Source organism: Olsenella phocaeensis (assembly GCF_900120385.1).
Taxonomy (GTDB): Bacteria; Actinomycetota; Coriobacteriia; order Coriobacteriales; family Atopobiaceae; genus Olsenella_I; species Olsenella_I phocaeensis.
The window spans coordinates 53385-72528 of sequence record NZ_LT635494.1 but is presented as its reverse complement, the minus strand read 5'-3'; the positions used below and the strand labels follow the sequence as shown (position 1 = coordinate 72528).

The 19144-nt window shown below is 66.3% G+C and carries 14 protein-coding genes and 1 pseudogene; 3 read left to right on the top strand and 12 right to left on the bottom strand.

Translation table 11 applies throughout. The annotated features are described in order from the left end of the window. Nucleotides 1-409: 409 nt before the first annotated feature. The 7 genes from BQ7388_RS00295 to BQ7388_RS00265 form a co-directional block, all read right to left on the bottom strand. Nucleotides 410-613: a cold-shock protein gene (locus BQ7388_RS00295; protein WP_040656760.1), complete on the bottom strand. Its 204-nt coding sequence runs from the start codon at nucleotides 611-613 to the stop codon at nucleotides 410-412. Between the two features lie 185 nt (nucleotides 614-798). Further along, on the bottom strand, nucleotides 799-1902 hold the full coding sequence (gene rfbB / locus BQ7388_RS00290; RefSeq protein ID WP_072499487.1) for a dTDP-glucose 4,6-dehydratase: 1104 nt from the start codon (nucleotides 1900-1902) through the stop codon (nucleotides 799-801). A gap of 176 nt (nucleotides 1903-2078) precedes the next feature. Continuing rightward, nucleotides 2079-2984, bottom strand: coding sequence for a dTDP-4-dehydrorhamnose reductase (rfbD, locus tag BQ7388_RS00285; protein ID WP_072499486.1), 906 nt, complete (start codon nucleotides 2982-2984; stop codon nucleotides 2079-2081). 17 nt (nucleotides 2985-3001) lie between these two features. Then, on the bottom strand, nucleotides 3002-3589 hold the full coding sequence (gene rfbC / locus BQ7388_RS00280; protein WP_072499485.1) for a dTDP-4-dehydrorhamnose 3,5-epimerase: 588 nt from the start codon (nucleotides 3587-3589) through the stop codon (nucleotides 3002-3004). Between the two features lie 107 nt (nucleotides 3590-3696). Then, complete coding sequence (locus BQ7388_RS00275; RefSeq protein ID WP_009279015.1) at nucleotides 3697-4668, bottom strand: ATP-grasp domain-containing protein; 972 nt, start codon at nucleotides 4666-4668, stop codon at nucleotides 3697-3699. An 8-nt stretch (nucleotides 4669-4676) separates the two neighbouring features. Then, the gene (rffA, locus tag BQ7388_RS00270; RefSeq protein WP_072499484.1) at nucleotides 4677-5807 is read right to left on the bottom strand and encodes a dTDP-4-amino-4,6-dideoxygalactose transaminase; all 1131 of its coding nucleotides are present in this window, start codon (nucleotides 5805-5807) and stop codon (nucleotides 4677-4679) included. Nucleotides 5808-5869: 62 nt separating this feature from the next. Beyond that, entirely contained in the window at nucleotides 5870-7144 is a 1275-nt protein-coding gene (locus BQ7388_RS00265) for an ATP-grasp domain-containing protein (RefSeq protein ID WP_129583117.1), read from the bottom strand. Nucleotides 7145-7410: 266 nt separating this feature from the next. On the opposite strand from BQ7388_RS00265, the pseudogene BQ7388_RS13400 reads away from it, so the two are divergent. Together BQ7388_RS13400 and BQ7388_RS00255 are read left to right on the top strand one after the other, a co-directional pair. Then, nucleotides 7411-7932, top strand: a pseudogene (locus BQ7388_RS13400) (YfhO family protein); the annotation flags it as partial. 370 nt (nucleotides 7933-8302) lie between these two features. Continuing rightward, entirely contained in the window at nucleotides 8303-10780 is a 2478-nt protein-coding gene (locus tag BQ7388_RS00255; protein ID WP_083558138.1) for a YfhO family protein, read from the top strand. 114 nt (nucleotides 10781-10894) lie between these two features. Here the strand turns inward: BQ7388_RS00255 and BQ7388_RS00250 are convergent, their stop codons facing one another. Beyond that, nucleotides 10895-13261: a L,D-transpeptidase family protein gene (locus BQ7388_RS00250; RefSeq protein WP_072499481.1), complete on the bottom strand. Its 2367-nt coding sequence runs from the start codon at nucleotides 13259-13261 to the stop codon at nucleotides 10895-10897. Beyond that, on the bottom strand, nucleotides 13258-14451 hold the full coding sequence (locus BQ7388_RS12540; protein WP_072499480.1) for a L,D-transpeptidase family protein: 1194 nt from the start codon (nucleotides 14449-14451) through the stop codon (nucleotides 13258-13260). Before BQ7388_RS12540 ends, BQ7388_RS00250 begins: the two co-directional genes overlap by 4 nt. A gap of 186 nt (nucleotides 14452-14637) precedes the next feature. Here BQ7388_RS12540 and BQ7388_RS00240 point away from each other — a divergent pair, with 186 nt between their 5' ends. Further along, a complete protein-coding gene (locus tag BQ7388_RS00240; protein ID WP_072499479.1) occupies nucleotides 14638-15435 on the top strand; it encodes a glycosyltransferase family A protein in 798 nt (265 codons plus the stop codon). A gap of 11 nt (nucleotides 15436-15446) precedes the next feature. On the opposite strand, the gene BQ7388_RS00235 is transcribed toward BQ7388_RS00240, so the two are convergent. The 3 genes from BQ7388_RS00235 to BQ7388_RS00225 form a co-directional block, all read right to left on the bottom strand. Then, nucleotides 15447-16412, bottom strand: coding sequence for a glycosyltransferase (locus BQ7388_RS00235; protein WP_062531370.1), 966 nt, complete (start codon nucleotides 16410-16412; stop codon nucleotides 15447-15449). After that, a complete protein-coding gene (locus BQ7388_RS00230) occupies nucleotides 16413-17528 on the bottom strand; it encodes a DegT/DnrJ/EryC1/StrS family aminotransferase (RefSeq protein WP_072499478.1) in 1116 nt (371 codons plus the stop codon). A gap of 61 nt (nucleotides 17529-17589) precedes the next feature. Next, nucleotides 17590-19050 carry a lipopolysaccharide biosynthesis protein gene (locus tag BQ7388_RS00225; RefSeq protein ID WP_072499477.1) on the bottom strand — a complete coding sequence of 487 codons (1461 nt, stop codon included), beginning with the start codon at nucleotides 19048-19050 and terminating at the stop codon, nucleotides 17590-17592. Nucleotides 19051-19144 lie beyond the last annotated feature (94 nt).

Genomic DNA, 19144 nt, shown 5'->3' with positions numbered 1-19144 from the left:
CGACGTCCGGCGCGTCTATCGACATGCCGACAACGTCAAACGCGTCCCCCGAAACGGCGAAAGCGTCCGACGCGTCTGAGGCCACCGCGTTTGCCCAGTTGGCGCGATTGTCTCAGACGCGTTCGACGCTTTGGGGCAAGAAACGCACGCGTTGGGCGCTTCGGGACGAAATTGGCACGCGTTGGGCGCTTTGGGATGCAACTATCACGCATTCGACGTTTTGAGACGAGAGGCGCGCGCGTTCGACGTCACAGGTTTGCGAGAGTCGAACGCATTCGACGTCGTGAGCGTCGCCTAGCCGACGGATGGACGGAATCACGACGCAAGAAAGTGCCCCAACCCGCCGTGATGGGCGAATTGGGGCACGAAAGCTTTATGCAAGCCTTCTACCTGCTGTTTTGCAGGGCACTTACATCTTGTGAACGTTGGAAGCCTGGAGCTTGCCGTTCTGGCCGGTGGTGATGTCAAACTCGACAGCCTGGCCCTCGTCCAGAGTCTTGAAGCCGTCCATCTGGATCTCGGAGTAGTGGACGAACAGGTCGTCGCCATCCTCGCGAGAGATGAAGCCATAGCCCTTGTCGGGGTTGAACCACTTAACAGTACCCTGTGCCATGTCGTGCCTTTCTTTCTTGCCCCGAGGGGCGAAGCGCTGCGCTGTCGCGCGATACATTGTGACGCCTAGTCACAAGAGCTAGTGTACCCCATTGCCATGAGGTTCTGGGCAACAATCGTGCGGGCCCAAGAAAATGGGGCATTCCCATGGAATGCCCCACAAATCAGCCCCCTGGGAAGCGAACCCTACCTGCCGTCGTACATCCTCGCGTAGTACTCCTGGTAAGAGCCGCTGGTCACGTGGTCGACCCACTCGGGATTGTCCAGGTACCAGCGGATGGTCTTCACGATGCCCTCCTCGTAGGGGGTCTCGGGGTACCAGCCCAGCTCCTCGCGGATCTTGTCCGGCGCCATGCCGTAGCGGCGGTCGTGCCCGGCGCGGTCGGTGACGTGGCGGATGAGCCCCTCGTTCACGGCTTCGTCGCCCGTGACCTTGGCCACCTCGGCGATAATCGTCTTCACGATGTAGATGTTGGCGCGCTCGTTGTGTCCGCCCACGTTGTAGACCTCGCCCAGGCGGCCTCCCGTGGCGACCATGTCGATGGCCTTGCAGTGGTCGTCCACGTAGAGCCAGTCGCGCACGTTGAGCCCATCACCATACACGGGAAGCTCCCTGTGGTTCAGCGCGTTGTGGATCATGAGGGGGATGAGCTTCTCGGGGAACTGGAAGGGCCCGTAGTTGTTGGAGCAGCGCGTGATGACCGCAGGGAAGCCGTAGGTGTCGTGATAGGCCTTGACGAAGAGGTCGGCAGAGGTCTTGGACGCGCTGTAGGGGCTGTGCGGGTTGAGCGGCGTGGTCTCGCGGAAGTAGTCGGTATGCTCGGGGTCGGCGGGGCTCCCGTCAGGGTTGATCTTCTCCGGGATGGCCAGGGTGCCGTACACCTCGTCGGTGCCCACCTGCAGGTAGCGGTGGTCGCCGAAGCCGCCCTTGCCGTCGTCCCAGGCGGCGCGGCAGCAGTTGAGCAGGTTCACGGTGCCCATCACGTTGGTGTCGGCGAAGATGCCGGGGTCCGCGATGGAGCGGTCCACGTGGCTCTCGGCGGCGAAGTTGATCACGTAGTCGGGCTGGTAAGTGGCGAGGGCGTCGCTCATGGCCTTCTCGTCGCGGATGTCCGCGTGCAGGAAGACGTGGCGGTCGTCGCCCTCGATGGAGGCGAGGTTCTCGAGGTTGCCCGCATAGGTGAGGGCGTCCACGTTGACGATGCGGATGTCGTCGTGCTTGCGCAGCATGTACAGCACGAAGTTCGATCCGATGAATCCGGCGCCGCCGGTGACGAGGTAGGTCTTCAAGGGGGTTCCTCCAAGCGTTGATCGGGAAGCTGGCCAACTTCGGGCGGTCTCTCTTCCCTAGATTCTACGGACGCAGGCCATCACGTGCAGAGACGAACACAAACGCCATGCTCGTCCTGCGTCCGCACCTCTCCAGGCCATCATGCGTCCCGCGATCGTGCGCCACGCCCATGGGCTTATCCGGCAAGTTCGTCGAAGTTCTGGCGATAGGAGCGCAGCGCCTCCCTCCATGGCCTCATCTGATTGCCAATGGTCGCCTCCAGACGGGCGTTCCTGAGCGCCGAGAAGCGGGGACGATCTGCGGAGGCGGGGTTGGCCCGCTTGTATTCCTCGCTCGTGCAGCGGACGACATCGCAACCCTTGCCAAACTCCTCGAAGGTCGCCTGGGCGAAGTCGGCCCAGGAGCAGGTGCCCTCGTTGGTGCAGTGGTAGATGCCGTAATCCCCAGTCACCGCAAGCGAGAGGATCTCGTGCGCAAGGTCGTTCGCGCTGGTGGGGTTGCCCATCTGGTCGTCGACGACGGTCACCCGGTCGTGCGTCTCGGCGAGGCGCAGCATGGTCTTCACGAAGTTCTTCCCCACGTAGCCATAGAGCCAGGCCGTGCGGAGCACGAAGGTCCTGGGGTTGGCAGCGAGGGCAAGGCCCTCCCCCGCCAGCTTCGAGCGCCCATAGGCGCTGATGGGCGCCGGGACGTCGGACTCGAGGCGCTCGCCCTCGACGTTGCCGGGAAACACGTAGTCCGTGGAGACCTGGACGAGCGTCGCCCCCTGTCGCGAGCAGGCGCGGGCGAGGTTCATGGGACCCAGGGCGTTCGCCGCGAAGGCGGTCGGGAAGTTGGCCTCGCAGCCGTCGACGTTGGTCATCGCGGCACAGTTGATGGCGAGGTCGTATGGCCCATGGGCGTCAAACCAGGAGTCGACGGCCGCCGCATCGGATATGTCCAGGTCCTCGATGTCTATGTAGTCGACGTCCGCGCCCGCGTAGGCCTCGGGAATGGGCCCGATCTCGGAATGGCCCTCCTTGATGAGGCGGCGCAGCTCGTTGCCCAGCTGGCCGTGGGAGCCGGTTACCAGAATCTTCATGGGCGTTCCTTCCCTCGCTAGCGGGCGATGCCGCGGGCAGAGCAGTAGTCGGAGAAGCTGGGATGCCTGGTGTCCTTCTCGGACAGGTTGACCTCGACGCCCTCGACCAGGGGCCACTCGACCCCTATCGTCGGGTCGTCCCACATGAGGCCGCCCTCGTCGTTGGGATGGTAGACGTCGTCGCACTTGTAGCAGAATACCGCCGTCTCGCTCAGCACGTAGAAGCCGTGCGCGAAGCCGCGGGGGACGAAGAACTGGCGGTGGTTCTGGGCCGAGAGGACCACGCCCTCCCACTTGCCGAAGGTCGGGCTGCCCTCGCGCAGGTCGACGGCGACGTCGAAGACCTCCCCCTCCACGACGCGGACCAGCTTGCTCTGGGGGTGGTCGATCTGGAAGTGGAGGCCACGCAGCACGCCCTGGGTGGAGGAGCTCTGGTTGTCCTGGACGAAGTCGGCGTCGATCCCGCCCGCCACGAAGTCGAAGCGCTTGTAGGTCTCCATGAAGTAGCCGCGGGCGTCACCATAGGACTTGCAGTCGACGACGGTCACTCCCTCGATGGACGTGGGAGTGAAGGTGAAGTTTCCGGAGCTGACTGTCTCTTGCATGAGCACCTCTCAAGTATGGGGCGGGATGGTTGCGCCCCAAGAGTGTAGGACAAGGCACCGCGTGCTGGCCAAACGGGCACGAAGGCACCAGAACGGCAGGACGAACGTCAGGGCCTCGACGTCACGAACTCGCTATACCTGCGGGCGATGAAGCAGTCCTCGTACTCCCCCAGCCCCGCGATGGGCTCGCCGAGATGTGCCCTCAGGTGGTTGGCGACGCAGTCGTACGCGGCCATGCAACTGAACTTCACGCCGCCCGAGAAGCGCGGGTTGCACTCGAGGAAGCGGTATGCCCCCTCCGCCTCCTCTATGAACTCGAAGTTGACGCAGCCCACCACGCCAAGCTCGTCCGCCAACCCCTGGCAGGCGGCAACGAGCGCGTCGTCGTGAAACATGCGCACCGACGTTCCCGCCCCGTTGGGCGTGCGCAGGAGCTCCCTTCGCGGGACGGCGACGACGGCCGATCCGCACTGGTCGCGGACGACGTCCACGGTGACGACCGGCCCCTCGACGAGGGGCTGCACGATGTAGCGCTCGGGGTCGGGAGGGCAGACCGCACGCCAGTCCTCCGGCCCCCTCACGCGCGTGAGACCCTGGCTGCTCCTGCCGTCGAGCGGCTTCACCACCACGGGATGCCCTGGATAGCGCCCGTCCAGGGGTGCGAGGGGGACGGTGGGGATGCCCCGCACGCCGGACTTCGACCCCTTGAGGAACTCCGCCATCGCACGCTTGTCGCGGCAGAGGGCGAGCGCGGACGCCGGGGAGATGAGCACCTTCGTGCCCAAGTCAGCCAGCAGGTCGCGATGGGCGTTGAAGAAGTCCACCTCGACGTCCGTCAGGGGGAGAAGGAGCCCCACCCCCTCGCTGGCGCAGACCTCCCGCACGAAGGCGGAGTACTTCGCCTCGGACGAGGCGAAGGGGGCCTGGCGGAAGGAGTCCACGAAGAGGCTCTGCGCCACCCACTCCCGTGGGTAGACGTCCACGCCCACCACCCTGACGCCCTGGTCGTGCAGCCCCTGGACCACTGCCTCGGCCGAAAAGGACCCTATTGCCGTGACGAGCGCGACCCTCTGCTCCATGGGTGCCCCTATTCGAAGAAGTCGAGCACGGCGCGGATGACCACGTCGCGGTCCGTGGCGGACATGCCAAAGTAGAGGGGAAGCCGCACCAGGCGCTCGCTCTCGCTCGTAGTGTGCAGGTCCTCGCCGTCGAAGCGACCGAAGCGCAGGCCAGCAGGCGAGCTGTGCAGGGGGATATAGTGGAAGACGGCCATGACCCCACGCTTCTTGAGGTGGGCGATGAGCTCCTGACGCTGCCCGAGGTCGCGGCACTTGAGATAGAACATGTGGGCGTTGTGGACGCAGCCCTCGGGGACGACGGGAAGCTCCACGAGCCCCCCCTCGGCCAGGGGCGCGAACGCGTCCCGGTAGGCATGCCAGGTGGCAAGGCGGTCGTCGTTGATCTGGTCCGCCGCCTGGAGCTGGCCCCACAGGTAGGCCGCGTTGAGGTCGCTCTGGAGGTAGGAGCTGCCGCGGTCCACCCAGGTGTACTTGTCCACCTGCCCGCGGAAGAAGCGCTGCCGGTTGGTGCCCTTCTCGCGTATGATCTCGGCCCTCTCGATGTAGGCGGGGTCGTTGATCACGATGGCGCCGCCCTCGCCCATGGAGTAGTTCTTGGTCTCGTGGAAGGAGTAGCAGCCAAAGGTGCCGATGGTCCCGAGCGCCCGCCCGTGGTAGCTGCTCATGACGCCCTGGGCGGCGTCCTCGACGACGAGGAGGCCATGCCTGCGGGCGATGTCCATGATGCGGTCCATCTCACAGGAGACTCCGGCGTAGTGCACGGGCACGATCACGCGGGTGCGCTCGGTGATGGCGGACTCGACCCTCTCCTCGTCCATGTTCATGGTGTCGGGTCGGATGTCCACGAACACGAGGGTCGCGCCCACGGCCTGGAAGGCCGTGGCGGTGGACGAGAAAGTGAAGCTCGGCAGGATCACCTCGTCACCCGGCTCGAGGTCGCAGAGGACGGCAGCCATCTCGAGGGCGGAGGTCCCGCTGGTGGTGAGGAGGACCTTCTCCGCGCCGAAGCGCTCCTCCATCCACTTGTGGCACTTGAGCGAGAAGGGGCCGTCACCGCAGATCTTGTGGTTCCTCTCCGCCGCCTCCCTCACGTATTGCATCTCGGTTCCCACGTAGGGGGGTACGTTGAAGTCAATCATCCTGTGAACTCCTGGTGTCTTCGTGAACTGGGCGAGAGGGGACGCATCGTGGGGCCGGCAGCCTAGGCGGTGCCCTCCGGGACCTTCCGCCGGTTCCTGAGGAGGAGCTCCCTCCCCTGCCCGTCGGTCATGCTCGCGCTCTGGAAGAGCTCGTCGGTCCTGCGGTCGAGCTCCCCGCGGTCTGGGGAGCAGAGGTACACGCGGGCGGCATAGGGCTTGTCGCCCACCTGGTGCGAGATGATCTCCCCGGGCCGGTAGTAGACGATCGTCTCCTTGACGAGGGGGTCGGACTCGTCGGGGAGCCCGCCCACGGAGACGACGCGGCCGTCCCTTCCGTGGAAGTAGAGGCCCGCCGCGACGTCGGCCAGGTGGGGGTCATGCCCCTCGAGGCGGGACGAGACGGCGACGGGGTCATAGACGTTGTCGAGCAGGAGGTCCTCAACGCAGACGGCCCCGGCGCTCGCGTACTCGAGCAGCTCGTGCTCATAGCCGAAGATGCGTCCCGCGCACTCGCAGACCCTGACGCCCCTGCCGGGAGCCCAGAAGAACTGCATGCACAGGGGGCCATTGAGGAGCCCGACGTAGCCTGCCACCTTCTGGAGCATCTCCGTCGCCTCGCCCAGGACGTCGTCCGTGTGCGCGCTGGGGTAGACGATGCGGCTCACCCAGGGGACCGTCGCCTCGCCGTCGTCGCTCTTCTCCCGGTCGGCGACCTCGAGCACGACGGGACGGCCGTCCACGACCCACGACATGAGGTTGAACTCGAGCCCGTCGTCATACTCCTCGACGAAGATGTAGGGAGCGTCCGAGTAGCCGGCCACCTCGTCGTAGGCGGCCTCCACCTCCCGCGCGTCCCCCAAGACCCTCACGCCATGCGACCCCCAGGCGTCGGTGGGCTTCGTCACGCAGGGGAAGCCCATGCCCTCGAGGTCCTCGCGGACGTGTCCCCTCCTCACCCTGGCGGTCTTGGGATAGGGAATCCCCAGCTCGTCGAACATCCCCTTCATGAGCGACTTGTCACGCAGGTATGCGAGGCGGTCGGGAGGGAGCGGGCAGCCCAGCCCAGCACGCTGTGCGATGTTCGCGCAGCACTCCGCGAGCAGGTCCGAGTACGAGCTCACGATGCCGTCGGCGCCGACCTCGGCGCAGAGGCGCGCCACGGCGTCCGCGTCGCGCGGGTCGACGTCGTACGACTCGTCGGCGATCAGCTTTGCGGGGGTGTTGGGATACCCGTCGCAGACGATCGTGTGCCAGCCGCGCTCCCGGGCCTTCCTCACCAGCGGGACGAACTCGTCCATCGACCCCAGCACGACCAGACGATGTCGGTCTTCTGACACTGCGCGCTCCCATCACCGCATGGACAGTCGGATGGAGAATATGATAGCAGTGATGAATCCGCGTCCCCCTTCCTCAGAGGAGCATCCCATTGAACTGGGCCGACTACACCTTCGAGCTTCCCATCTCCGCCCTCTCGCTCCTCCTCGCGTCGCTCGCGCCGCGCCTCCTCGCGCGGGAGGGGGACGTGTCGGGAAGGCGCGACGCACGCGAGCTGGCTGTCCTCTGCTGCGGGCTCGCGCTGGGCGTCGCCCTGGTGTATGGCGCCATGCTCATGGGCGGCAGGCTCTTCGTGTATGGGGCGGGGGACGCGGGGACGGACACCATAGACCAGTACGTCCCCTTCTACCTCAACCTGATCGGCCGCGTGAGGGAGGGGTCGGCCCTCTCCTTCAACTTCGACTACGGCCTGGGAACGGGCGTCACCTCGTTCCAGTCCTGGCTCTTCGACCCCTTCAACCTCGTCCTCGTGCCCCTTGGCCTCGCGCTTGGGGAGGGAAGGCTCGCCCTCGTGCTGGTCGTGGTGCAGGCCCTCAGGATAGTCTGTGCCGGACTGCTCTTCGACCACCTCCTCGTGGGCTTCTGTGACAGCAGGCTGGCGCGCGTGCTGAGCTCGCTCCTCTATGCCTTCTCCGGCTACCTCGTCCTCTGGGGGCAGCACTACTGGCTGGGATCGGCCTTCGTCGTCTTCACGGCGCTCGTCCTCGTGCTCGAGCTCCTCATGCAGAGGCGGACGTCGGTACGCCTCCTGCTCGTCTCCGCCGTCGTGGCAGTGGCAGTGGGCTGGAGCGCCTACACGGCGTTCATGTCGCTCGTCGCGGCAGCGCTCTATGTGCTCCTTCGCCTCCCCNTCACGATGCCGTCGGCGCCGACCTCGGCGCAGAGGCGCGCCACGGCGTCCGCGTCGCGCGGGTCGACGTCGTACGACTCGTCGGCGATCAGCTTTGCGGGGGTGTTGGGATACCCGTCGCAGACGATCGTGTGCCAGCCGCGCTCCCGGGCCTTCCTCACCAGCGGGACGAACTCGTCCATCGACCCCAGCACGACCAGACGATGTCGGTCTTCTGACACTGCGCGCTCCCATCACCGCATGGACAGTCGGATGGAGAATATGATAGCAGTGATGAATCCGCGTCCCCCTTCCTCAGAGGAGCATCCCATTGAACTGGGCCGACTACACCTTCGAGCTTCCCATCTCCGCCCTCTCGCTCCTCCTCGCGTCGCTCGCGCCGCGCCTCCTCGCGCGGGAGGGGGACGTGTCGGGAAGGCGCGACGCACGCGAGCTGGCTGTCCTCTGCTGCGGGCTCGCGCTGGGCGTCGCCCTGGTGTATGGCGCCATGCTCATGGGCGGCAGGCTCTTCGTGTATGGGGCGGGGGACGCGGGGACGGACACCATAGACCAGTACGTCCCCTTCTACCTCAACCTGATCGGCCGCGTGAGGGAGGGGTCGGCCCTCTCCTTCAACTTCGACTACGGCCTGGGAACGGGCGTCACCTCGTTCCAGTCCTGGCTCTTCGACCCCTTCAACCTCGTCCTCGTGCCCCTTGGCCTCGCGCTTGGGGAGGGAAGGCTCGCCCTCGTGCTGGTCGTGGTGCAGGCCCTCAGGATAGTCTGTGCCGGACTGCTCTTCGACCACCTCCTCGTGGGCTTCTGTGACAGCAGGCTGGCGCGCGTGCTGAGCTCGCTCCTCTATGCCTTCTCCGGCTACCTCGTCCTCTGGGGGCAGCACTACTGGCTGGGATCGGCCTTCGTCGTCTTCACGGCGCTCGTCCTCGTGCTCGAGCTCCTCATGCAGAGGCGGACGTCGGTACGCCTCCTGCTCGTCTCCGCCGTCGTGGCAGTGGCAGTGGGCTGGAGCGCCTACACGGCGTTCATGTCGCTCGTCGCGGCAGCGCTCTATGTGCTCCTTCGCCTCCCCTTCCACGTCAAGTCTCCCGGGGTGGCGGCGTACCTCAAGGGGCTGGCGTGGGTCGCTGCGGCGGTCGCCTGCGGGCTGCTGCTCTCGGGCGCGCTCTTCCTGCCCTACGCCCTCTTCCTCCTCAACGAGACGGGCCGCGTCACGGGAGGCTCCCCCCTGCCCGCGCGCCTCGCGGCCGCCCTCGCGCCGGTGCCCGCGAACTGGCTGCCCTACGTCCTCAGCCGCTTCCTTGGAAGCGGGCTCGTCAACACGGGCGCCGTGGGCTTCACCCCCGACGTGGTCGACCTCGCGAGCACGAACTTCCAGCGTGGCTTCGCCTACGAGTTCCCGGCGCTGGGCTACTCCGCCGGCTGCCTCATGCTCCTCGGGCAGTTCTTCTCCTGGCTCCATGACGAGGGGAGCCGCAGGGAGCGCGTCCTCTGCACGCTCTCTGCGGTCCTCGTCGCCCTCTACCTCTTCGACCAGCTCCTTCCCACGCTGCTCAACGCGATGGCGTACGTGAACTACCGAAGCAGCTTCGTCCTCGCCCTCCCCGTCTGCCTCGCCATGTCCGTGGCGGTGGAGAGGCGCGTGCTTGCCGGGCGCACGTCACGCCCCCTCCTTCTCGCCTCCCTGGCCCTGACCGCTCTCGTCGTCGCCTGGTCGCTCGCGCACACCCTCAACGGCAGGCTCGTCTGCCTGCTCTTCGCCGCGGCGTCGGCGTGCGTCGCCGGAAGCCTGTGGGCGGTGGGGAGGTCCGGCTGGGACGGGGCGGGTCGTCTTGCCCAGACCGCGTTGGTCGCCGCCCTCCTCGCCTCCTCGGTGGGCGACGCCTTCTTCGTGACCAACCTGCGCGGCACGCTGGAGCCAGACGCCATGCCGAGCCTTGGCGCCAAGGACAAGGACACGCTCGACGCCTTGGACAAGCTAAGGGAGGAGGACCCGGGAGTCTGGAGGGTGGACAAGCTGTACGTGGACTGGACGCACTACAACGACTCGCTGGCGCAGTCGTACCCCTCCGCCACCACCTACAACAGCACCATAGACAGCGACCTCAGGGAGTTCCTCGACAGGCTGTGGCCCGAGGCCTACGGCCAGGGCAGCATAATGGAGTACGCCTACAGGCACGCGCCGGACGCCGACGGGGTGCCCGCCCTGCTCAACCTGCGCTACGTGCTCTCGAAGGAGCCGATGCGATCGAGCTGGGCGTCGCTGCGCGAGCGCATAGGCAGCGTCTACGTGTACGAGAACGCCCAGGCGAGCTCCCTGGGCAGCCTGCGCCAGGCGGTCGTGAGCGAGGGAGAGGCCAACGCGCTGCCCGATGCGGGCGAGAGGCGCGCCCTTTTGGAGAGGGCCGTGATCGTCCCGGACGAGGTGGCCTCCACGGAACAGGCAGGCAGGCTTCCCGGAGCCGACGAGGGCGACGGGGCAGCGGACTTCGGGGACTTCACGCGAGCCACGGACGGCTCGCTCGAGGCCAGCGCGTCTGCCAAGACGAATGCGGTCGCCTGCGTCGCCGTGCCCCACGCCGACGGATGGAAGGTGCTGGTCGACGGCAGCGAGGTCGAGAGCTTCAGGGCGAACTACGGCTTCGTCGGCTTCTTCCTGCCCGCAGGCGACCACCACGTCCAGCTCGGCTTCACGCCCGCCGGCCTGGGCGTGGGCTGCCTGATGAGCCTCGCCGGACTGGCATCGTGCCTCGCGCTCTGCCTTGTGGGCAGGCGCAAGGTGGCGAGGTAGTCGACGCCACTCCCACGGACAGACGTGGTACGTCCTCAATAAGGCGTGTAGACACAAGAAACGGGGCTGCCAGGATTCCTCCCGACAGCCCCGCCACCCCCTGCTTCTGACGAGCTAGTAGCTCACCACGCGCGTGCCCCGCGCGCAGTTGTCGTAGATCCACTTGGCATTCTGTATGAGCAGCCTGACACAACCATGCGAGATCTTGCGACCGACCTGGTTCTCCGCAGGCCCAAGGCTCGGGATGGTCGAGTGGAAGCCACAGTCGAGCACGAAGCCCGAGAAGTAGTACAGGTCGTCCTTCTCGTAGTAGTAGCGCCTCCACTCGCCGTTGCCGCTGGCGTTGTAGCTGGCGTTGTCGCCACCGAGGGTGTAGTACTCGCTCTTGGGGGTCCCGTTGCCGTTGTTGTACTTCGTGAGGCCGACCCCAGCCAGCCACTCGAACCTCGGAACCCAACGGCCGGCACTCCCCTGGAAGACGAAGGTCTTGCAGGCGTCAGAGTCCACGACGAGGATGTACTGGGTCGCACTGCCGTAGTTCGCTATGCGACGCCACGCCCGCAGTCCGGCGGCGGAGAGCCAGCCGCTCGTGAGCTTGCCGTCGTTGTCGCCGAAGTAGGCCTCGCCCTTGGGGTTGATGTAGTAGCCACGGACGACGTAGCCGGTGTCTTCCCTGCCGTAGTAGTCGGTCTTGCCGACCTTGAACTTCCCGACACGGGCATACAGGTGGCCGTCCTTGGCCTTTTCGAGGTAATAGCGCTGGGGCTGGCCATCGTAGCGCTTGCTTACGACCATGCCGGGCTTCTCGTAGTTCTCGGCAAGGGAGCCATTGACGTAGTCGGAGACGATCACGCCGTTGCTGGCGCGATACGCGCCACGGGTCACGTAACCCTGGGACGGATGGCCGAAGAACCAGAGCTGGGTCGTGGTCCCCTCGAGGGCAGCCTTGAAGAAGCCCGTCTTCGCGTAGGAGTAGCCGTCTCCCGTGTCCTTTGCCAGGTAGTAGCGCTGGTTGCCTCCGTCGTATACCTTGGTGATGAGCCAGGAGGTCTGGGTGGTCAGCTTGCCTTCGTTGTTGGAGAGGAGGACCTTCGAGCCGACCTTGACCTTGCCGCGAGAGATCTTGCCGTCCGACTTTGCGTAGGCATAGTAGCCAGCACCCTCGCTCGGGGTGACGAAGCGCGAGCGGGCGATGTCGGCGTCGGCGCCGACCCAGTAGCGCTCCCTGCTCCCCCAGGCCGAGGAGACCGCCCAGAAGCCCTTGATTGCCCGCACGTCCTGGTTGGACGCGTTCCAAGCGATCTTCTCGTCGCGCCAGCCCACCTTCACGAGGTGGTCCTTCTCGACGGTGCTGGTTGTGAAGTTGTGCGCGCCGCTCCTCGCGTTGGGGTTGTACTGGCGCCAGACGCTCACGGAGTCCTTGTCGAGGTCGGAGTACCAGCCTATGCCCTCGCTCCTCCAGCCAAGCCTCACGAGCTGGTCTCGCTCGCCCTTGTTGGTGGTGTAGTGGTGGTCTCCCGCGTTGGGGTTGTAGAGGCGATATACGGGTGCCTTGGACGTCTCGGGGGCGACCCAGCCCACGCCCTCCCAACGCCAGCCGAGCTCGAAGAGGTGCCTGGCCTCCCCAAGCGCGGAGGTGTAGAAGTGCTCGCCGGAGTTGGGGTTGTACAGGCGGTACATGTTGGCGTACTTGACCGCCGGCTTCGATGCCTCCTCCTCCTTCTTTTGCGCGGACTCCGCCGCCTTTTTGGGCGCGGGCTCCGTCTTCGCCTTGGCATCCGCCTCCTGGGCCTTCGCGGGCTGCTTCTCCACGGCAAGCTTGGAGAGCTTCAGCGGCGACCTCGCACCATCGGGGGAGCTGGCCGTCGCAATGCCCTTTGCAAGCTGGTCGCCCACGTCCGGCTTTGCGGCGCTCGCCTTGGCGTCGGAGGCGCTCGCATCCGCCTCGGTGGCTGGCGCGACGGCTTCCGCAGCCTTCTTATCGGCGGCTGCCCCATCCGTGGCGGGCTCGCCCGCCGTCTCCTTGGCCGTCTCGTCGCCCGCGGGGTTGGCGGAGGCGTCCACCGTCGCAGGGTCGCCCGCATTGGAGGCATCCTCTGACGAGGGGGAAGGCGTGGCAGCGCTGGCCTGCGCATCATCTGAGACGATCTGCTTGGGCTCATCCCCCTTCCCCTCTTCCACGGGCGTCGACGCATCTTCCGACTTCGCCGCCGTCTCGCTGGCTCCCACTGCGGGAGCTGCCACAAACGAGTCTGCCTCCGATGCGCCTGTCACGGCCGCAGGGGCCTCGCCCACGACGGAGTCGGACGGCGCCGACTCTGTCGCCTGGGAGGTGGCGACGACCTCGGGGCCCTGTGCCGCCGCGACGGCGGGCTCCTCGGCCCGGGCGATCGCGGGAGTGAGCGCGAGGGTGGCGCCCAGAGCGACGGGGGCGATCAGCCCCAGCAGGCTGCGCCTGACTCCAAAGCAGGAATAGCTCATCTAAGACCTCTTTCGCCGAAGACGTAGACCGTCGTCCCCTGGCTGGTTCCGTGATAGGCGTTCTCGTCGCTCGGGGCGACGTTGCGGGCAGCGTTGTCGTAGACCCACTTGGCGTTCTCCCGCAGGAGACCTATGCAGCCGTAGTTGTCGTAGCCCGTTCTCTTGTAGCCCGTCGAGTGGATGGTCTGCCCGTCGTCGTAGCCCTTGCCACCAACATACTGAAGATGACCCGTATCATCGGGCAAGAAGGACTCTATGTAGCAGCTCGCCCAGTCGTTGTAGCCCTTGCCGAAGTAGTCGTGATTCCAGTCGCATTTACGCTTGTGGCTGATGTGCCAGACGCCCTTGAAGGTGTGTCCGCCCATGTTGGAGTTCCAAGTCTTGATGACCTCCCAGCTCCCGTTCTTGCGCTCGAGCACCGTGACGCGGCAGAGATCGTAGTCGCAGGCGAGGAAGTACTCGGTGGGACTGCCTATCTGGTTCGCGAGGGACTTCATGCGGTTGAGATAGGCGCCGTGGTTGGACCACGTAACGTTAGCGACGTACTCGTCCCTCTTCTCCTCGAAGGGGACGTCCACGCGCTTCGCCACGCTGGCGTCCTTGCCAATGGTGACGATCTGCAGGCTGCCCCAGGCGGGACTCTGGACGGAGAACGACTCGATGGGAGCCGCATCCCTGTTGGAGGCACGCCAGGCATAGCCCTCGCCGCTCTCGTCCCTCCAGCCCAGCCCAACCAGGTAGTCGTGCTCCTCGCGGGAGGTGGTGAAGTTGTGGGCGCCGCTCTTCGCGTTGGGGTTGTACTCCCTCAGCATGCCCTTCGAGTTCGAGGACTCCTCCGAGTACCAGCCCACCGGCTCGTTGTTCCAGCCGAGCTCGACGAGGTGGTCGCGCTCCTCCACGCTGGTGGTGTAGTGATGGTCGCCCGCGTTGGGGTTGTACAGGCGATACACGGGAGTGCCGGACGTGGCGGGCGCCACCCAGCCCACGCCCTCCCAGCGCCAGCCCACCTGGAGCAGGTGCTTCGCCTCGGGGAGCTGCACCGTGTAGAAATGCTCCCCGGAGTTGGGGTTGTACATGCGGTACACGTTGTTGTACGAGGCGGCATGCGCCGGGGTGACCAGTACGGCAAGCGAGAGTGCCAACGAGGCCAGCACGGTCGCCGCCAGAATCGGGCTGCGTCGCTTCTTCATGGCGAAGTCCTTTCTCATTGCTGGCAAATAGACCCCCTGCCAGGATGATGCTATCGTTTTATTTTAGACTAAGGTGCCGTGGGATCGGGGGCGGTACCAGAGAGTTCACACGAGCCCTCCTTGATGCCACGCCGCGCGCGAGCCCGTGCGCGACACCGGGGACGGGCAAGGCCTTGGGAGGCGCCCTTGCTCACCAGCGATGACCACAGCTTCGCCGTGCTCGCGTACGGCGAGAGCCCCTACCTCGCCGAGTGCGTGGAGTCCCTCCTGGCGCAGACCGTGCGCACGAGGGTCTTCGTGTCCACCTCCACGCCCAACGAGCACATACGCTCGGTGGCCCGGCGCTACGGGCTCGAGCTCCGCGCAAACGAGGCCGAGCCGGGCATCGCGAGCGACTGGAACTTCGCCGTAAGCCAGTCGCAGACCCCGCTCTTGACCCTCGCGCACCAGGACGACACCTACGAGCCCGGCTACGCCGAGCACATGCTCGGCGGCATGGCCGCGGTGGAGCGGCCGCTGATCTTCTTCACGAACTACGGCGAGCTGCGCGAGGGACGGAAGGTGGACGACAACCGCCTGCTCCGCGTGAAGCGCCGGCTCCTCTCCCCCATCGGGTGGTCGGGGTCCGCGGACGACCTGCGCACGAAGCGGAGGGTCCTCTCGCTTGGTTCGGCGATCTGCTGCCCCTCGGTGACCCTCAACCTCCCCCTACTTCCCAACCCGCCCTTCCGGACCGACATGAGGAGCAACCTGGACTGGGACGCGTGGGAGCGCTTCTCCCGCCTCGAGGGCAGCTTCGTCTACGACCGCGAGGTGCTCATGCACCACAGGATCCACGAGGGCTCGGAGACGAGCGCGCTCATACGGGACAACACGCGCACCGAGGAGGACCTCAGGATGCTCGAGAGGTTCTGGCCCACGCCCGTTGCGCGCGCCATCAACCTCGTCTACTCGCGTGCGCAGGCGAGCAACTCCAAGGCCTAGGCAGCGGCGGGCTAGAGGTTGATGCTGCGCCCCCTGAGCACCCTCGCGAGCAGCCCGGCATACCAGCGCGGCTGGGCGAGGACCAGCGAGAGGGGGCTCCTCTCCCGGAGCGCGTCGCGGAGCACCTCGCCCATGCGCTCGACCCTCCTGGAGCCGTGGCTCCACTTGAAGCGCAGGCGATAGCAGGTCAGGCGCGCCCAGGACTGGGCCTCCTCGTCCCCGTAGCGCAGGGCGTAGTCGAGGAGCGCCTTGCCGTAGAGGACCTCGTTCCTCGCGAAGGCCGCGTCCTTCTGCCTGGTGGCCGAGTAGCTCGAGCCGCCCTTCCTCACGTGGCGGTAGGCGCTCCAGCGCTCCTGGACGCAACGCACCTTGCCCATGGTGAGGAAGAGGAAGGCGTTGCGGCGGTCGCCGGGGTAGAAGTCGTACCCCTTGAGCTCGTTGAATCGGTCACGAGCCGCGAAGTACTCCTCCCTGCGGCACATGAGGGTCCCGCTCTGTCCGGGGAGGCAGTAGTAGAAGTTCTCGCGGTAGCTGTACTCGTCGTCGACGCACTCGGGATAGCGCTCGCCGTTGGGTCGCGACAGCGCGTCCACGACGAGGCAGTTGGTGTACACGGCGGAGTGGTCGGGATGCCCCTCGAGGAAGCGCAGCTGCTCGGCGAGCTTGCCGTCGTAGGTGAAGAAGTCGTCGCCCTCGAAGTCGACGAGGTAGCGGCCCCTCGCGCGCGCGTACAGGTCCTCGCCGTTTGCCACGGCCCCCATGTTGTGCTCGCGATAGAGGATGGTGAAGCAGTCGGGCAGCTCGGGCTCGAGCCTTCGCAGCACCTCCCTGCTGTCATCGGTGGAGCAGTCCTCCCCCACCAGCACCTCGAAGGGGAAGTCGACCTTCTGGGAGGCGATGCTGCGCAGGCATTCCTCGATGTAGCCGCCGTGGTTGTAGACCGATACCACGACGCTCAGCAGCGGGCTCTGCTCCATCTACCCCACCCTCACGGAGAGGACGACGTCGCAGATGCGGTCGACGTCCTCCAGGGCGAGGTCCGCATAGAGCGGGAGGGTGAGGACGCGGCTCGAGACCCTCTGGGCCACGGGCGTGAGCGACGAGTCGAAGCGCCCCGCGTAGCAGGCGTAGTCGCTGATGAGGGGGAAGAAGTACTTGCGCGTGTGCACGTCGCGTGCCATGAGGGCCTCGTACGCGTCGTCGCGCGTGGCCCCGAAGGCCTCGGGGTCGAAGAGGACGGGGAGGTAGGCGTAGTTGGGGGTAACGCCCGGCTGTCCCGCGCAGAGCGTCAGGCCGCCGATTTCAGAGAGGCGCTCGCGGTAGCGTCCCACGACGCGCGCGCGCTTCGCGATCTCCTCCCCGAGGTGGCGGAGGTTGCAGATGCCCATGGCGGCGCAGAACTCGTTCATCTTCGCGTTGCCGCCCACGTACTCCACGGACTCCGTGCCGGTGATGCCGAAGTTCTTCCACTGCTCGAGGAGGGGCTTGAGGCTCGGGTCACGGAAGCAGATGGCGCCGCCCTCGATGGTGTTGAACACCTTCGTAGCATGGAACGAGAACATCGAGGCGTCGCCGAACGACGCGGAAGAGACCCCGTCCCTGCTCACGCCCAGGGCGTGCGCGGCGTCGTAGATGACCTTGAGGCCATGGCGGTCCGCCACCTCCTGGATGGCGTCGACGTCGCAGAGGTTGCCGTAGACGTGGACCGGCAGGATGGCGCAGGTCTCGTCGTCGACGAGTGCCTCTAGCTTCGAGGCGTCGAGGGTGTAGTCGTCCGGCCTGATGTCGCAGAAGACGGGCGTGAGGCCCTTGCGCACCAGGGCATGGGTGGTGGAGGCGAAGCTGAACGGCGTCGTGATCACCTTGCCGTGCAGGTCCATGGCCTCGAGCACGCACTCCAGGGCCGAGTGGCCGTTCGTGAAGAGGGCCACGTTGGGCACGCCCAGGAAGGACTCGAGCTCAGCCTCGAGCTGCTGGTGCTTCTCGCCCATGTTGGTCAGCCAGTGCGACTCCCAGAGCGGCGCGATCTCGCGCACGTACTCGTCCAGCGGCGGCATCGACGAGCGCGTCACCAATATCGTCTTAGCAGACATGCGAATTCTCCAAACCTTGCGTGCACTTTGACGAACCCGGGCGCTGGCATGGCCGCGCCCATCAGCCGGCCCTTCCCATCCTAAGCTCTCGCAGCGTGTCAAGGAGATAGAAAAACTCCTCCACGCGGAAGAGGGCGGAGAGGCCGACGTACGCGACGAGCATGGCCACGCCCTGGAGGAGGATCGTGGGCAGGTCGCCGAGGCCCAGGAGAGAGACGGGCCAGGCGACGAGCGCGGCCGCGAGGGCGAGCAGGAAGGCGGGGCAGATGTCGCGCACCTGTTCGAGGTAGGCATAGCCGATGACCCGCTTGTTGGGCGAGGCGTTGATGAAGGTGCAGAGGAGGGCGACCACGATGTACCCGCTCACGATGGCGTGGAGGTCCCTGAGCACGAAGGTGGTGAAGGAGAGGACCGCGATGCCCACCACCTTCTTGACGACCTCGAGCCTGAGGAAGAGGTCGCTCCTCCCCATGCCGTTGAGCACCTGCAGGTTGGTGGTGTGGATGGGGAGCATGGCGTACACGACGCAGTAGAGCTGGACGAAGGGGACGCTGGGGAGCCACGCCTCGCCCAGCACGATGCGCACGACCGGCGTCGCGGCGACGGCGAAGAGCGTCATGGCGGGGACGATGAGGTAGGTGGAGGTCTTGAGGGCCCTGCGGGCGAGGCGCTTGACCCGCGCGGCATCGTCCTGCACGTGGGCCACGGCCGAGAGCATGACGGGCTGGATGGCGCCGTCGAGCATCGCGCCCAGGGCGAAGGGGTACTTCTTGCCCTGCGAGACGTAGCCGAGCTCGGAGCTGGAGAAGACCTTGCCTATGAGGAGGTCGGAGAGGCTCTGGTAGCCCTGCTCGAGAATCCCCGAGGCGAGGAGCTTCCAACCGAAGCGGAACAGGAGCAGGGCACGGTCGCGCTCGAAGCGCAGCCTCGGCTTCCAGGGGATCTGGAGGGCGAGCACCAGGCACTTGCAGGCCTGCTGCAGCAGCTGCTGCACGACGAGAGCCCAGATGCCGCCACCCAAAAGGGCGACGAGCACGCCAGAGGCACCCGAGACGACGCCCGCGGTGACCGTGGCGCGGAAGGTCTTCTGGAACTCGAGCCTGCGGGCCACGATGGCCTCCTGGATCGAGTTGTACGCGTTGACCACGAGGACCAGGACGAGCACGCGCAGCGGGGTCACGGCCTGGGGCATGCCGTAGAAGGAGGACACGGCCGGGGCGAGGCAGAAGACCGCCACGTAGAGCACGACCGAGATGGCGAGGCTCATCCAGAAGACCGTGTCGAAGTCCGCCTCGCTGGCGTCGGGCACCTGGATGATGGCCGTGTTGAGACCGCTCTGGACTATGACGTTGCCCACGTTGACGAAGACGAGCATGATCGCCAGGACGCCGAACTCCGCCGGGGAGAGCAGCCGGGCCATGACGACCTGGACCACGAGGGTGACCACGGCGGTGCCACCCTGCTCGAAGAGCTTCCAGAAGAGCGAGCTGAGCGTTGTGGACTTCAGGTCCTTCGCGGGCAAGGGTGCCCCTTCCTGGGTCAGGGCTCGCGTCGCGATGGAGCCGTCGGATGCGCGCCGCACTCGTCGGCGGACGCCTCATTGTATGATACCTAGA